Here is a 15,770-nt window from a genome sequence, read left to right as displayed (position 1 = left end):
CACTGAAACCTGTATCAATAATGCCGACTAACGGCTGATTTTCTGGAGGAAACTCATACTGGACAGGTTCAGCGAGTGCAGAATCTGTTATCGGTTCGGTGATAATTTCACTGGTGTTAACAGGTTCATCGATAACAACATTTGTTGATTCTTCAGTTGTGGGTTCGGTGATAATTTCACTGGTGTTAACAGGTTCATCGATAACAACATCCGTTGACTCATCAGTCGTCGGTTCGGTGACTATTTCACCCTCATCGACTGGGATGTCATCGGTTGGAGATTCTCCGACTAATTCATCGGTTAAGAGTTCGCCATCATCAGGCGTATCCGGCGTAATATAAGGTTCGGCATAATCAATCAACGCTTGACCCAAATCCGTCTCCCGCCAATCCTTTCCAGAGTCAATCACCTCATCCATCAACGCGGCTTCACCCGTCGCCCCGCGCACTTGGAAAATAACATCGTTATAATCCCCATCCGACTGGGTATCCACCCGCAAATCTTCCATCACAAAGGTACTTCCATCCCCCGTGACATCAGCAATTTGCCCCACATGAAATGCATCATCTGGATTCGCTGTCGCCATAGAAAATAGGGGACGCGCCGCCCCTCCCACATCGGGATTATCAAACACCCGTTGCACTGTATTATTGGGAACCAGCATAAAGCCAAACTCATCCCCTGGACGCATTTGGACTGTCTGAACTCCCAAATACTCTCCAGAATTTTGGTCGCTTTCTCCTAATTCGCCAACGAACCGCGCCCCTTCTGTTTGGTCACTAATCACAACATGACCTAACTCGGAATCACTCAACCCACGAGACGCCGCTTCCTGAATAAACGCCTCCGAACCCGGTTCAAACTCCTCCATCCCCTCTAAACTAAAGACGGCGAGTTCACCTTCATATCCCCCACCATCAAAGAGGAAATCAACACTAACTTCCCCAGTTTGTCCAACCGTAAATACACCGGATTCAAAGGTCACACTGGAACTATCTAACCCAGTTAATAGCGATTCACTTAACGGCGTTTCGTCCGTCAGCGCCTCATCCGTGGCTTCACTCTCCGCCGCGTCATCCAGTGAGGTAACAAAGGGAATCTCTTCTAAGGTTTCCTCTCCTTCAACCGAGGTGACGAAGGCAATCTCCTCTAAATCATTATCTGAAATAGTTTCAAACCCTTCCTCAATCTCCGGGATATCAATATCAGCAATTTGGTCAGCCGAGATATCGATATCCACGAGATCTATGGGATTATCCGTGCCATCCAATAAACCACTAGGCGTTAAAATCGGTTCTAAAATAAAAGCTTGCGGTAACTCCTGACCCTTCTTTTTCGACGCAAAGCCTTGAGCAGCAGGACGTTTCTTTGAGGAAAAATTAAACCAAGACATAGATGACCATTTTGTGGAATAGTGCAGGTAAAAATACAGATTCAGCCAAGGGGCAAAATCTATCAGATGCGATGAGTGGCTAAGGGGTTAAACCGATTCAAATTGGCAGGAAAGTTCGACTTTAGCCAAGCCCACAATTATGACGATGAATTACGGAAACACTGGATAAGCACACTGAAACCCAAACGCGGCTGCCCGTCAATGTAAACAAGTCGTCCAGCAAATCCTGTTACTGAATAGAGCAGCAATTGCCAGCAGCAAACTCGGACAGAAAACCTATTAAGTTGAAAGGAAAATCCACTTAATAAAACTCTAGCTTGTTTACTATCCTATCTCGAAAGAATAAACTTTGTCTTGAGTTTTTTATTAAGTTTTCATAAAGCGGGTAACTTTCCCCTGACGCTCAGCAATAGGTGATAAATGTTACAGTTTTTGACTTAACCCCCCTTAACCAAGCTGTCATGGATTAATTTGATTTTTCACAGGAAGTCTACAAACTATTGTATGTAGAGACGCGCCATGGCGCGTCTGGGCGGGTTTAGTTACATCTGGGTGCAACCGAAAAGATAGTCGTGAAACCCGCCCCTACACAATTCACACATCAGCCTGTTCTCCGTAAAATTACGGAAACGGTAAATTCCCCATGTCAGCTTATGTCGTAGAACCCCGTAAGTCTCTGTTTAAAGATTTGATAAAGGTATGAAAAATGATTGATTTCCCTTAACATTTCCGTTTACATCCCCTCCCTGTTTCACGCAATGTTGTTAAGGAGCGATCGCGGGAGTTACGCTCACAGTCTCTTGAACTGTTGTATGACAGGTAGGCATAAGTTCCAGCACCATGTTATAAAAGGCGCGAATCGGCGGGATTTGCAGTCGATCTTGTGTCGTGACTAACACCACTTGCCGGGTCAAGGTTTGTTTCGGAGGTGATCCATTTTCAGTAGCAGCAGCAATCGAACGCACAGCCAGAGTCGGATCATTTAGGGCTTCTACCAAGGCAGATCGGGGTAACAGCGAAATTAAATGTCCCTGACGCACAACTCCCCGAAAAGCATCCAGGGAATTTAATTCTAAGCTAGCGTTAAGGGTGCCACTTTGCCGGGAGAACAAATCTTGTACCAATCGCTGCATTCCATAGCCATCTTTAAATATCACATGGGGATAGCACGTTAGGGCATCCAAAGGCACTAGGGTATATTTTGTTAATGGATGATCGGCTGCCATTAAGACTTCGATGGGTTCGTCATACAATTGCTCCGTCACCATTTCGGCGCTGGCGGTTAAATAGCGGTTATTCATGACAATCGCTAAATCAACCAAGCCATCTTTCAAGACTTTCAGGGCGCGATCGCTCCCTAATGCCGTTACCCGCAGTTGCACGTTGGGATAATCCTGACAAAAACGCTGTAAAACCGGGGGCAAGTAATGGGCGCAGACGGAGTGAATAGCGGCGACACAGAGTTCAGGTTGTTTTCCGTCTAACAAGTCAGATAATTCTTGGGTAGCTGTTTTCCATTCATGGCAGATTTTACGGGCGCGAAATAAAAAGCGATCGCCTCCTAAGGTTAATGTCGCCCGAGCCGTTCGATGGAGCAAGGGTAGCCCTACTTCAGCTTCCAACGCTTGAATTTGGCGGCTAATCGTCGATTGGGTAACACCGCATTCACGGGCGGCTTGTTGAAAGCTGCCTGTCTCAGCAACGGCTAAAAAAGCTTGTAACTGCTCTAGACGCATGATGGTGTAGCGGAGATATATTAACGTGAGATTAGCTTAATCGATATCTCACCTCAACTTAGTAATACTTGATACGGCAGCTTCATCTCCGAACTGTAGGTAAGATGGGCATTGCCCACCCTACTGTTTAATCTCCGAACCGTAGATAAGGTGGGCAATGCCCACCCTACTGTTTAAACGCTATCTGTGACGCTGCTGAAATTAAACGCCTTAACTCGTACCCCTGGTATCACCCGACCCCCGAAACGCTGTACCGTACTCAGAGCATCAATATCCCGTAACATATCGGGCAAACTTTGGTTAAATCGCAGATTTTTAATCGGATAAGCAATTTTCCCGTCTTCAATCCAGAATGTACCATCACGGGTCATTCCTGTCACCTCTAAGGTACGTGGATTGACATAGCGCACATACCAAGCGCGATTAACCAAGATTCCCCGTTCCGTTTGAGCAATCAAATCGCTCAGGCTTTGCTCAGATCCAGACATAACGATGGGAAATAATGATCCTGTTGGTTCTTTTCCCTGCTGTTTCGCCCAGTAGCGACTATAGGATAAGGTTTGAGGCACTCCATCCTGAATAATCTCTAGGTAGTGATTGCTCAATCCATCACTAAAGCAGGTTCCTCTCTGCAACAATGGATGAGCAGGATGGCGTTGCACTTGTACCAAGGGACTAAATAGGGATTCGCCAACGCGATTACCCACAGGTTGACCTGTGTCATCGGTGCGAGACATAAACGATCGCCCTTCATCGGCGGATCGGGCATTTAAATTGAAAATCACCCAGGGGAGTAAATCCGCAAACGCCGGATTATTAAAGATGACAGGGTAAACACCCGGTTGAATTTCACGGGGATTACGGGCGGCAAATGCCCGCTCAATCAGGGGTTCTATCAGGGAATCCAGGGGTAACTGAGTAATAGCAAAGGCTGTGCGTTGACTCCAACTCGATCCATCCTCAATTCGAGCCGTAAAACTTAACTCCGCCTCTGTACCGCGATCGCAGGCGCGTAATCCCAGGGAATTCCCCACGGCTTGAGCAAAGGCTTGAGTACTCAATCGTCCAGAACCTTCCACTCCAGCTTTAGCACTCTTAGCACAGATTTGTTGTACCATTTCTCCGCGTGCTAAGGGTGATAAAGTGGCTGTGGCGTCGTCAAAGGCAGGAACACGCGACTCGTAGACTTGGGGTTCAAGCAAGGGAACCCATTCTGGATCTTCGGGTGCAATCCGAGCTAATTCTTCGGATCGCTGGATGGTATCGGTAATTGCATCGGGTAAAAATTCTGTGGTGGAAGCCGATGCGCTGCGTTTACCGAAATAACTGGTAACGGTGAGAGTAAATTTATGGCGGTTAATATTCTGGCTAATTTGATTTTCTGAGAAGCGGCTGAGAGCAGATTCACTGGAACTCACGCTGACGAACACGCCTTCAGCTTGGGATTGCTGAATCACGGAATCAACCAAGGATAAGGCTTGGTCTTCGCTTACTAATGTAGAGGCTGTAGCTGGGGTCACGGCGGTTTACTCCAAGTCAAACATTCTGTTTCCGATAGGATAGGCGCGTCTTGTTTATAGTCAATGTCCCAGTAGATGTAGGGTGGACAGGACAAATGGAGACAATTTCTGATAAATACTCAAATTATCATAATTTGCCCCTACCCGATCAGGCGATCGCTATCCACCTGATTGTACAAAATTAAGTGTCGTTAAAATCTTTTGTATCTGCTTCCACTGCTGCACTGGCAAACTATGACCAACCCGTCTGATCCATCTCCGTCTAATCCAGCCATCCAGTCAACCCACCCTAATCCTGAGCCAATCTCATCCCAGGCTTCTGATCAGGTGTCGGTGGTGTCCCCGACTCAATTCTCTGATCCACAGACTACTAATCGTAAAGCATTGGCTGATCCTTCGATTATCATCCTCAGTGCGATCGCGGTTTTGATTGTTGGCTTAGTTCTGGATAACAACTGGGTGATTCTCGCCGGGGTCATTGTCACGTTACTCCTCTCTGTGTCGGCGATTTGGTCACCCTTACAACAATGGTTGCAGCAATCTCTCTCTCCCCAGCAGCGATCGCAAGTTATTGCGGTTTGTGGTGTGATCCTGGCAATCGTTGGGATTGCAGCGTTAACCGGATTCACCAAGGCGTTTGATTCGGTGGGTTCTTTAGCGGAATGGATTGGTGCGTTAGGGCAAATTCTGATTGCTATTCTCGCTGTCTATATCGCTTGGCGTCAGTATGTTATTTCTAAAGATCTCACGATCCAGCAAAATACAATTACCCAGCAGCAAACCATTGATGCCTATTTTCAGGGTATTTGTGACCTGGCTTTAGACGATGAAGGATTGCTAGAGGATTGGCCCCAAGAACGGGCGTTTTGTGAAGGACGAACCGCCGCTATTCTCAATAGTGTAGACGCTGGTGGTAAAGCGAAAGTTTTACGGTTTTTGTCTCAATCCAGATTACTCACACCCTTAAAACGCGATCGCCATTTAGGACGTCCTATGCTAGATGGTTATGGCGGGTATCAAGAAGATCGGGTTTATGGCGTGCGAGTTATTGCTCTAAATGTTATGTTAGCCGGGGCTGATTTGGCAGGTACGGATCTACGCTGGGCGGAATTAAGTGAAGCTAATATGGTGCAAGCGGATCTAAGCAATTGTGACTTAGCCGGAGCGAATTTGTCTCGCACGATTCTCTATAAAACGAATTTGTCCAACTCTGATCTTAAGGGTGTGCGCTTGTTCTATGGATCAGTGGAAACCGCCAGTCCCCGCAGTCGTACTGAACTGCCTGATTATCGCACTGGAATTCACACGGGCGCCGTGGTTGAGGGCGCGAATTTTACTGGGGTACAACGGTTAGGCGAGGAACAACGTCAATACTGCTGTTCCTGGTGCGGTGAACAGTCTCGCCGAACGATTCCAGGGGGGTGTGATGGGATTACTAATAAATTAGGGCGTTGAAATCCGTTAATCCTGAGTCAAGCTTGACCTTTTCTATAGTACATAAGAACTAAACTAAATTTAGTTTAAAACAGTATTCCATTGTCAGGAATTGGGGGTGCTTCTGTTGAGTATCAGTTAAGGTAAAAAAAATCCATTGGCGATCGCGTGTATGAACAGCTTGGTTAGATTACTCTGGACTAGCTTCTGTTTCACCCCTCTCTTGATTCCGGCGGCTATAGCCCAAACGGAGATTCCATCACTTCCCAAAGCCGATGTCCTGAATATCACCCCTCCTTGGGGAAGTCTGCTTCAAGCGCAAACGCCAGATTCTCCCCCGTCTACCACTCCAGATTTAACAACGCTACAAATTAAACCTCGCTGGGGAATTGGTTACAGTACGTCCGGTGCGGGATACGATGGTTTTACCCGCTTGGACAGTTTTCTCCCACTCCTACAAAATCCCGGTAGTACGCTGACGTTTTTAGAGGGACGATTGCAGTTAGATAATAGTGCGAATGTCGGTGGTAATCTCTTATTTGGACACCGCTTTTATAATCAGTCCCTGAATCGAATTTTTGGCGGTTACTTAGGTTTTGATCGTCGGGATACGGGAAATAGTACATTCCATCAACTCGGTGTGGGATTAGAAACCTTGGGAGAGGTTTGGGATGTGCGCCTCAATGGTTATTTTCCTCTGGGTGATACTCGCGATTTAGTGGATGAAACAGCATTTGATACCGGATTTCAACTGACAGATCGTTTCTTTTCTGACCATTTTTTAGTGGTTCAGGGACAACGACAACGGGGACAAGTGCGCCACTTTGAAGCCGCCATGACGGGGTTTGATCTGGAAGTTGGTGCAAGATTGGCGCAATGGGGTGAAGGGGGAGGATTACGAGGGTATGGTGGACTTTATTATTATGACGCTACAGGGAGTGATTCCAGTTTGGGTTGGCGGATGCGATTGGAAGTGCAACCTACGGATAGTTTAAATTTTGGTGTAGCGCTGCAAGAGGATCAGATATTTGGCACTAATGTAATTGTTAGTGTGGGGGCGATTTTTGGCAAAACTCGTTCTTCAGGGAATGCTAGTATTTTATCCCGTTTAGGGGATGGCGTGGAACGGATTTCTAGTATCACGGTTGATAGTCAAACAGAATCAGATTTCTTCAGCGAAGATATTACTACCGCCGCAACGAATCCTCAAACCAGTGAACCGTATATCTTTCAGCACGTTAATTTAGGCGCAAGTGGCGGAAATGGTACCGTTGAAACACCGTTTGGAACAGTCGATTCAGCCCTAGCCGCGACGCGATCGGATGGGAATGATATTGTTTATGTACAAGCGGGAACGAATCCTGGTATTCCGGCTTTCACGATTCCTGATCAGGTGCAGGTTTTGTCCACAGCACCAATTCAGCAATTGGATACAGTGGAATTTGAGCGCGTACAACTTCCGTTATCCGGTGCTGGCGTTTTTCCTCAGGTTATGGATACAGTAACGTTGGGAAATAATACGGTGTTATCCGGATTTACAATAACTGGAGTAACCAATCCAGGAATTGTTGCCAGGGGTATTCAAAATGGGGAAGTTCGAGACAGTATGATTACCAGTTCCAGTCAAGCTGGGGTATTACTGGAAAATACGGGCGGTTTGATTTCATTTACCAATAGTGCGATCACGGGAAATGGCGTTCCTAGCTTAAGTGTTACATCGGTTAATGATGTTGCGATCGCGAACAGTACTCTCACCAGTACCAATTCGGCTACAGAAGGGATTTCTATAGACGCAGTTAGCGGGAATTTCGACATCAGTGATAGCACAATTACGATTACAAATCCCACCAGTAATGGTATCCTAGCCACAGCTATCGAGGGAACCGCGACAATTTCAGCCAATCCAGGAAGTCTGATTACGACAGAGGGAAATCAAGCCGGAATTTCCCTAACTGAAAGTATCGGTGAGATTAATTTATCCGGTGTAACTGTGGAGAGTACAGAGGGTGCGGTTGTCGAGGTGAGTAATATTAATAATGGCGCGATCGCGAACAGCACTCTCACCAGTACCAATTCCGCAACCGAAGGAATTTATCTAGACACAGTTGACGGTAATTTCGAGATTAGCGATAGCACAATTATGATTGGAAATCCAACCAGTAACGGTATCCTCGCCACGAATATCCAAGGAACCGCGACAATTTCAGCCAATCCAGGAAGTCAAATTACCACACAGGGAAATCAAGCCGGAATTTCCCTCACTGAAAGTACAGGAGAGATAAATTTATCGGGTATAACCGTGGAGAGTACAGGCGGTGCGGTTGTGGAAGTAAGGAATATTAATAATAGCGCGATCGCGAACAGCACTCTCTCCAGTACAAATTCGGCTACAGAAGGGATTTATCTAGACACAGTTAACGGCAATTTCGACATCAGTGACAGTACAATCACGATTGAAAATCCCACGAGTAACGGTATCCTCGCCACAGCCATCGAGGGAACCGCGACAATTTCAGCCAATCCAGGAAGTCAGATTACCACACAGGGAAATCAAGCCGGAATTTCCCTAACTGAAAGTACAGGTGAGATTAATTTATCCGGTGTAACCGTGTCAAGTACAGAGGGTGCGGTTGTCGAAGTGAGTAATATTAATAATGGCGCGATCGCGAACAGCACTCTCACCAGTACCAATTCCGCAACTGAAGGAATTTATCTAGACACAGTTAACGGTAATTTCGAGATTAGCGATAGCACAATTACAATTGAAAATCCAGCAAGTAACGGTATCCTAGCCACGGCTATCCAGGGAAGTGCGACAATTTCAGCCAATCAAGGAAGTCAAATTACTACTGAAGGGAATCAAGCCGGAATTTCCCTGACTGACAGTACAGGTGAGATTAATTTATCCGGCGTAACTGTGGAGAGTACAGAAGGGAAAGTGGTGGAAGTAAGGAATATTAATAATGGCGCGATCGCGAACAGCACTCTCTCCAGTACCAATTCCGCAACTGAAGGAATTTATCTAGACACAGTTAACGGCAATTTCGACATCAGTGACAGTACAATCACGATAGAAAATCCCACCAGTAACGCTATCCTCGCCACGAATATCCAAGGAATCGCGACAATTGCAGCCAATCAAGGAAGTCAAATTACAACAACAACAGCTAACGCGGGAATCTTACTCGCTGAAAGTTTGGGAACAATCAATTTAACCGGATTAGAGGTAAATAGTACTAATGGTGCTGCTTTAGTCGGGACTACTATTAATAATGCCACAATTTCAGATAGCACCCTTACCAGTATTAATTCATCAACGAACGGTATCTCTCTTAACGGGATTAGTGGTATAGTTGATATTAGCAATAGCACGATCACGATTACTAATCCACTTGATAACATTAATGGCATATCCGTTGGCAATGTTACAGGAACAGTGAATATAGCCGCCAATGAGGGAAGCCAAATTACTCAGGCAAATCAAGGAATTGAACTCTTTAATTCTACAGGCGCGATCGCTATTTCTGGATTTGCAATTCGGAATACTGATGATAGCGGCATTTCTGGAATCAACCTTGGTAATGTTACCCTAGCAAATAACCGTATTGAAGGGGCAACTAATGAAGGAATTTACCTAGCAGATACGGATGGAGAAGTAACGATATCTCAGAACACTATCATCAATATAATTGGTGTTGAAGCTCCTGATCCTGATCCTACTAATCCTCTTGATTTCCCTACGGGTCAGGGAATTCTACTCAACAATGTCACCGGAAGTGTTGAAGTTAGCCTGAATACAATTTCTGGTACAATGGGTTTTAAGCCTGGATCTCCAATCCCTCCAAGTGGACAAGGTATTGTGATCAACAATGATACAGGTTCTGTGAATATAACGCTTTCAGATAATTCATTATTTGATAATTACGAAGATGCCATCCTAATCGGCTTAGGTGTTCCTTTCGGCGATCCCATCGTCAATTTGACAATTGAGGGAAATACAATAGAAAATAATGGCGGTAGCAATCCAACTCGGGGTGACGGCATTGGCATTGGTTTGGAAGGTAACACAATCATCGAAAATCTTACTATTTCGGAGAATACAATTAGGAATAATGGTGATGAAGGAATTGACATTCGTCTTGCATCATTAGATTTTTCATTGAGTCCGATTCCGATTCCGAATTCTACGGCGATAATTCAAGCAGCAATTATTGAAAATAATACAATGGAAAATAATTTTGAACAAGGCATTAATTTTGAATTATCTGACGACACAGAAGTTTGGGCAAATATTTTATCCAATATACTCATGAATGTTTCTACTGATATCGTAGTTAAAAGCAATAACAATAGTGAAATTTGCATATATTTAAGCGAAAATATTAATGCTACATCCCCTAATTTAAATGGAATAACACCGAATAATTCTCCTTGTTTTTAAGTCAATGCTTTAAGCCTATACTTAGTTGGGTTTCCTAGCGTCAACCCAACCTACAATTTATTTCATAGTCTAAGCTGTTCGGCATTTAAACCTTAATATCAATAGTGGCGCAATCCTTGTAGTGCGTTAAGCGAAGCCATGCCGCAGGCTTTGCATCTTGCTCGCTACTAATACCCAATTTAAATGCATGACAGCTTATTGAGATAAATCACTGATGACTAATTACAGGTAACGTCAGCAACGCATGAGGAACAACTAACACATCCAACTCCTTGCCCAAATCAGCAGCTACCCTCGCTAACGCCTCATCCATCGTCGCGGCTGGAATCATTTTACACGCCTCCACAACCTCTGGATAATCACTTCCAACAATAATCACCGAATTCTGTTCTAAAACCTTTGCCATAACAAACGCACGTTGTTGACCCGGTGGATACCCATGTTTACGCCCTTCCTGTAAAATCTGTTGTACAGAAGGAATATCTCGCATCGCTGCTAGAAAACGCTGTTCTCCTACTCCTTCACCTACGCCTTCTGGACATTGGGCGGGGATAATCAAATAACCGCCTGGATGCACAACCGGAGTCGGGGCAAAAAACAGATAACTCGCTGCACGACTGGCTTGATAGAGGTTAGCATCTTTTGGAAATCCCACCCCACCAATTACCACATCGTACTGCTGATCAATTGAGACTTGATTAAAGGTTTTCGCTTTTTCTACCAATTGTTTATGGGTTTCTCTGGGTTCCCCCGCTAATACCGAAACAATCTGTTTTTGGTCATCCAGAACCACATTAATAATAAATCCCAATCCCGCCCGCATCGCCGCCTCTGTCACCGCCTGCTGAAACGGATTTCCCTCCAGTTTACCCAGGCGACAGTTGGGATTATCAATAAACTTAGGACCATGACTATAGGCAATTAAGGATTCTCCCGCCGCCCCCACCGCAACAGTTTTACACCCACCCGAATAGCCAGCATATTGATGAGGTTCGACAATTCCAGTCGCGATGAGGATATCAGCATGGTATGCTATTTTATTAACCGATAAAGGGATACCATTAATTACGCCTAAATCTACTAACTGATCCGGGTTTTGCGGTTCATGGTCAATCACTCGATACCGATCAACCACCGCTTGTCCTAACTTTGTCACCTTTTCCGCCATGGTGCTAGGGCGATGCATTCCAATCCCACACAATAGGGTAATATCTTGGTCCCGTACCCCCGCTTTTTTCAATTGTTGTAATATCGGTGGAATCAATACCTGATCAGGACTATCGCGAGTAATATCCGTAAACACAATACAAACGCGATCGCCTGGATGTGCTAATTTGTCCAAGGGTGGGGAATTGATCGGGGTTGAGAGAGTTTTCGCGATCGCACTCTTAACATCCCTCAGAGGTGGGACGGATTCAGACACCGCTAATGTCCCCCGCATCTCTGGCGGTAACTCAAAGTCTATATCGGTTTTTCCATAAGGGACTTGGTACATTTGTCATTTGTCATTTGTCATTTGTCATTCGTCATTAGGAGTTGGTATGATTACTCAAATCGATTTACTCAAAATGGAAAATAGAAGTCAAATCAAGAATAAATTCGGGAAGTACCGATTCCCCAGATAAACAGGGAGAAATTTGTTGAGTGGAGAAATTCAACGTTTCCACCTCTCGATCAGGACGGTAAATTTCTGCTAAAGGCGTTTGGGGATCAAGTAACCAACCTAGGCGTAAACCATTAGCAAGGTACTCCTCCATTTTGCGTTGTAGAGGAGGTAGACTATCCGTTTCAGAACGCAACTCAATCACAAAGTCTGGACACAGGGGTGGAAATCGCCGTCTATCGTCCGCAGATAAGGCTTCCCATCGTTCTCGAATCACCCAAGAAACATCAGGCGATAGTTTAGCACCATTGGGTAATTTAAAAATAGTCGAGGAATCAAACACATAACCGAGTCGAGTCTGGCGGTTCCAGATGACCAAATCAGCATTTAAATCCGAATTTCTAATCCCACTTTCTCCACCCGTTGGTGGCATAATAATCAAGTCTCCTTCAGCCGTTAGTTCCATCCGATGTTCTTCATTTGCTATGCACAACTGATAGAATTGCTCATCGGTTAGAGTTACCGTGGTGGGAACGTGCAAGGTTATGGCTTCCATGGCTGATCGGGAAAAAGCGTTTAAGAAATGAACCCAACCAGGGCGGGTTAGTTACGTTATCGGTTGTTGCCAAATTTTATCGGTAAAACCCGCCCCGACAAATCGGTTTTTCTGATATCTTGCACCGAGAGTCAGTAAGCCTTGACACCCGCCAAGAACTCAAGTTCTTGGCTAAAAGCACAAGTCGTCTAAAGACGACTACAATTCTTATCCAGTCAACTCGATTTTGACTTTCGCTTGGGTTCCTTGGGTTAAACCCAAGGCGGTTGGTGAGACTGGTGCAAGATATGAGTTTTTCTGGCTTTCAGCTTAAGTTGACATAAAACAGGGGAATGAATGAGACCATTCCACCTAATCTGTTCTGATTAAACTGTGGCTAATTCCGGTTCGGGACGCTTGCTATTGCGAATTCCGGTAATCGCTTTCGCGTAATCATCCTGCTTAAACACACCAGAACCAGAAACGATCGCGTTTGCGCCTGCTTCCAAAACTTGCCAGGTGTTGTCGGCTTTGAGTCCACCATCCACTTCAATCCAGGGATCGAGTCCGCGTTCATCGCAGATCTGACGCAACTTGCGAATTTTGGGAAGTACGCCAGGAATGAAGCTTTGACCGCCAAAACCGGGGTTGACACTCATAATCAACACCAAGTCGCAGACATCTAACACATAGTCAATCAACTCTAACGGGGTGGAGGGATTGAGAACCACACCCGCTTGCTTACCCAATTCTTGAATCTGAGTCAGGGTGCGGTGCAAATGGGGGGAAGCGTTATGTTCCGCATGAACCGAAATAATATCCGCCCCAGCTTCGGCAAAATCCTCGACATACTTTTCCGGTTCCACAATCATCAAGTGGACATCAAGAGGCTTTTCGGTAACCGGGCGCAACGCTTTGACAATTAGAGGACCGATTGTAATATTGGGGACAAACCGCCCATCCATCACATCAACGTGAATCCAGTCAGCACCAGCAGCATCCACTGCCTGTACTTGTTCCCCCAGTCGGCTAAAATCTGCGGATAAAATGGAGGGGGCAACGACGATGGGTTTTTGGGATTGCGTTTGGGTCATAACTGGTGATAGTCTCCTAAGTCCTCTGTTAGATTTTATCTTAACAAAGTCTTTAGCAATCCCCTAACAAACGGTGACATAATTGACTGCATAGACAAATCTGGTCTCCCAGCCACCCTCATCAATGGTATCAATCCGGATAAGAACCACTCCCACGCTGCAACTCTAAACTCGGCAAGGATGGGTCGGGTACAAACGTTATCATTAGTAGCAATACGAAGTGGCTAAACCCACCCCGACAAAACTATATTTAAAGTTAGGAGAACCTGCCTTGGCTATGCGGTCGCTGATCAAAAAACTGGGATGGATGATTGGAGGTGTAGGACTCTCTACCCTGACCACCCCAATCTTAGCGTCACCGATCTCGATTGGAGAAGCTGGAATTGATGCATTGCGACTCCATGCTTCCCCCTACCACTTGAGAGGTGATAAAATCGCCATTGGTCAGGTGGAAATCGGGAGACCGGGCTTATTTGGCGTCGATAAAGCTGTATCTTGGAATCCCGCGATCGCACTTGAGCGGGTTTTTTATCGGGATCGACCCGCGAAAGCCGATACGGATGTGGATACCCATGCAGCAATGGTGGCGGGTGTCATGGTGAGTAAAGATAAAACCTTACCCGGAGTCGCACCAGGAGCCAGACTCTACGCTTCGGCTGTCGGTTCCCCAATCCGCAGTGGACAGCCGGAAGAATGCCTGTCGTCCCAACACGTTGCCTTGCAAAATAGTGGTGATGTTCGGGCAATTAACTTCAGTTTTGGTGAATCCCTGCAACGGGATGCCAGAGGATCACAAGCGGCGCTCGATGGCAATGCCCTGTTAACAAAATGTATTGATTGGTCAGCTCGGACTCATGATGTTCTCTACGTCATTGCAGGCAACCAAGGCAAAGGTGGCATTCCCATTCCCACCGATCACTATAACGGGATTACCACTGCCTATACCACCCAAAGGCAAGGACAATTTGCCAAGGTAGACTTTGCCAACTTGAGTGATCTGCCAGAGGGAATTGGTCGGCGTTTAATTCAACGGGAAATTAATCAGGGAACTCGCCGTGCGATTAATTTAGTCGCACCAGGAAGTCGTATTTTAGTCTACGACCTGGATGGAAAAATTGTCGAAGTGAGTGGGACAAGTTTCGCCGCGCCTCATATTACCGCCTCAGTCGCCCTAATTCAAGAATTTGGCGATCGCCAACTCAACGCCAATCAACCCCAATGGACTACCGATGCTAGACGCCATGAAGTGATGAAAGCGGTGTTACTAAACTCCGCTGACAAAATCCAAGACGAGGGGGATGGGTTGCATCTGGGGATGAGCCGCACCCTATTGAGCAAAGATAATTACACTTGGGTAGAATCGGATGCTTATCTTGATGCCAAAATTCCCATAGATATGCAAATGGGGACAGGACATCTCAATGTTTTCCGCGCCTATCAACAATTTAGTCCCGGTCAGTGGGGAGCAACGGAAGCTGTACCGCCTGTGGGTTGGGATTATAGTTCAGTTAAGACTAAATCGTTTCAGGATTATGTCTTAGAAAAACCTTTAAAGGCAGATAGTTATGTGGCGCTGACACTGGCGTGGGATCGTTTCGTTGAGTTAAATGATGAGAATGGAAATGAGGTGTATGATGTTGGCGAAAGTTTTCGCGATCGCGGATTGAATAATCTCGACCTTTATTTGATACCTCTTGATGAAAATGATACCCGTAAAAGTGCCTGTGCTTCTGTAAGTGAAGTGGATAGTGTGGAACATATATTCTGTCCCGTTCCGGTTTCAGGTCGCTATAAAATCCGGGTTCAATATCGCCAACAGGAGAATGAAGCATCCCAACCCTACGGCTTAGCCTGGTGGACAGTACCCGAACGATAGAGTTTTGACGCATAGCGCCTGTGTAGGGGCTGGTTTCACAACTATCATTGATTCCCTCACCTAGATGTGAATAAACCCGCCCCGACCGAGTTTTAAATTCTCCTGCTCGACTCTGTTTTTGCTACGATTTAAGACTAT

The 15,770-nt window shown here is 45.7% G+C and carries 9 protein-coding genes; 3 read left to right on the top strand and 6 right to left on the bottom strand.

Annotated features, from left to right (window positions below; all coding sequences use genetic code 11):
- From RH949_RS05880 to RH949_RS05870, 3 genes are all read right to left on the bottom strand, one after another.
- Positions 1-1,393 (bottom strand): DUF4114 domain-containing protein (locus RH949_RS05880; protein ID WP_446352205.1); only part of this gene is annotated, 1,393 nt, incomplete at its 3' end.
- A 764-nt stretch (positions 1,394-2,157) separates the two neighbouring features.
- Positions 2,158-3,129 (bottom strand): LysR family transcriptional regulator, encoded by a 972-nt coding sequence (locus RH949_RS05875; protein WP_446352204.1) that lies wholly within the window; start codon positions 3,127-3,129, stop codon positions 2,158-2,160.
- Positions 3,130-3,302: 173 nt separating this feature from the next.
- On the bottom strand, positions 3,303-4,649 hold the full coding sequence (locus RH949_RS05870; protein ID WP_446352203.1) for a TldD/PmbA family protein: 1,347 nt from the start codon (positions 4,647-4,649) through the stop codon (positions 3,303-3,305).
- A gap of 234 nt (positions 4,650-4,883) precedes the next feature.
- On the opposite strand from RH949_RS05870, the gene RH949_RS05865 reads away from it, so the two are divergent.
- Together RH949_RS05865 and RH949_RS05860 are read left to right on the top strand one after the other, a co-directional pair.
- Positions 4,884-6,104 carry a pentapeptide repeat-containing protein gene (locus RH949_RS05865; RefSeq protein WP_446352202.1) on the top strand — a complete coding sequence of 407 codons (1,221 nt, stop codon included), beginning with the start codon at positions 4,884-4,886 and terminating at the stop codon, positions 6,102-6,104.
- Between the two features lie 151 nt (positions 6,105-6,255).
- On the top strand, positions 6,256-10,524 hold the full coding sequence (locus RH949_RS05860) for a right-handed parallel beta-helix repeat-containing protein (RefSeq protein WP_446352201.1): 4,269 nt from the start codon (positions 6,256-6,258) through the stop codon (positions 10,522-10,524).
- 208 nt (positions 10,525-10,732) lie between these two features.
- On the opposite strand, the gene larA is transcribed toward RH949_RS05860, so the two are convergent.
- The 3 genes from larA to rpe all read right to left on the bottom strand — a co-directional run bounded on the left by larA (position 10,733) and on the right by rpe (position 13,756).
- A complete protein-coding gene (gene larA, locus RH949_RS05855) occupies positions 10,733-12,019 on the bottom strand; it encodes a nickel-dependent lactate racemase (protein ID WP_446352200.1) in 1,287 nt (428 codons plus the stop codon).
- Positions 12,020-12,083: 64 nt separating this feature from the next.
- Positions 12,084-12,683, bottom strand: a complete 600-nt coding sequence (locus RH949_RS05850; protein WP_446352199.1) for a Uma2 family endonuclease — start codon at positions 12,681-12,683, stop codon at positions 12,084-12,086.
- Between the two features lie 365 nt (positions 12,684-13,048).
- Positions 13,049-13,756 (bottom strand): ribulose-phosphate 3-epimerase, encoded by a 708-nt coding sequence (gene rpe, locus RH949_RS05845; RefSeq protein WP_006100561.1) that lies wholly within the window; start codon positions 13,754-13,756, stop codon positions 13,049-13,051.
- A 307-nt stretch (positions 13,757-14,063) separates the two neighbouring features.
- Between rpe and RH949_RS05840 the strand changes: the two genes are divergently transcribed.
- Positions 14,064-15,632, top strand: a complete 1,569-nt coding sequence (locus RH949_RS05840) for a S8 family serine peptidase (protein WP_446352207.1) — start codon at positions 14,064-14,066, stop codon at positions 15,630-15,632.
- Positions 15,633-15,770 lie beyond the last annotated feature (138 nt).

It is taken from the genome of Coleofasciculus sp. A1-SPW-01, from assembly GCF_040217205.1.
GTDB lineage: Bacteria > Cyanobacteriota > Cyanobacteriia > Cyanobacteriales > Coleofasciculaceae > Coleofasciculus > Coleofasciculus chthonoplastes_A.
This window is presented reverse-complemented; position numbering and strand designations above follow the sequence as displayed.

What these genes read in the sequence shown, in the direction of transcription:
- RH949_RS05875 (WP_446352204.1), bottom strand. Translation starts at nt 3,129, where the DNA reads ATGCGTCTAGAGCAGTTACAAGCTTTTTTAGCCGTTGCTGAGACAGGC.
- RH949_RS05865 (WP_446352202.1), top strand. Translation starts at nt 4,884, where the DNA reads ATGACCAACCCGTCTGATCCATCTCCGTCTAATCCAGCCATCCAGTCA.
- RH949_RS05860 (WP_446352201.1), top strand. Translation starts at nt 6,256, where the DNA reads ATGAACAGCTTGGTTAGATTACTCTGGACTAGCTTCTGTTTCACCCCT.
- larA (WP_446352200.1), bottom strand. Translation starts at nt 12,019, where the DNA reads ATGTACCAAGTCCCTTATGGAAAAACCGATATAGACTTTGAGTTACCG.
- RH949_RS05850 (WP_446352199.1), bottom strand. Translation starts at nt 12,683, where the DNA reads ATGGAAGCCATAACCTTGCACGTTCCCACCACGGTAACTCTAACCGAT.
- rpe (WP_006100561.1), bottom strand. Translation starts at nt 13,756, where the DNA reads ATGACCCAAACGCAATCCCAAAAACCCATCGTCGTTGCCCCCTCCATT.
- RH949_RS05840 (WP_446352207.1), top strand. Translation starts at nt 14,064, where the DNA reads ATGATTGGAGGTGTAGGACTCTCTACCCTGACCACCCCAATCTTAGCG.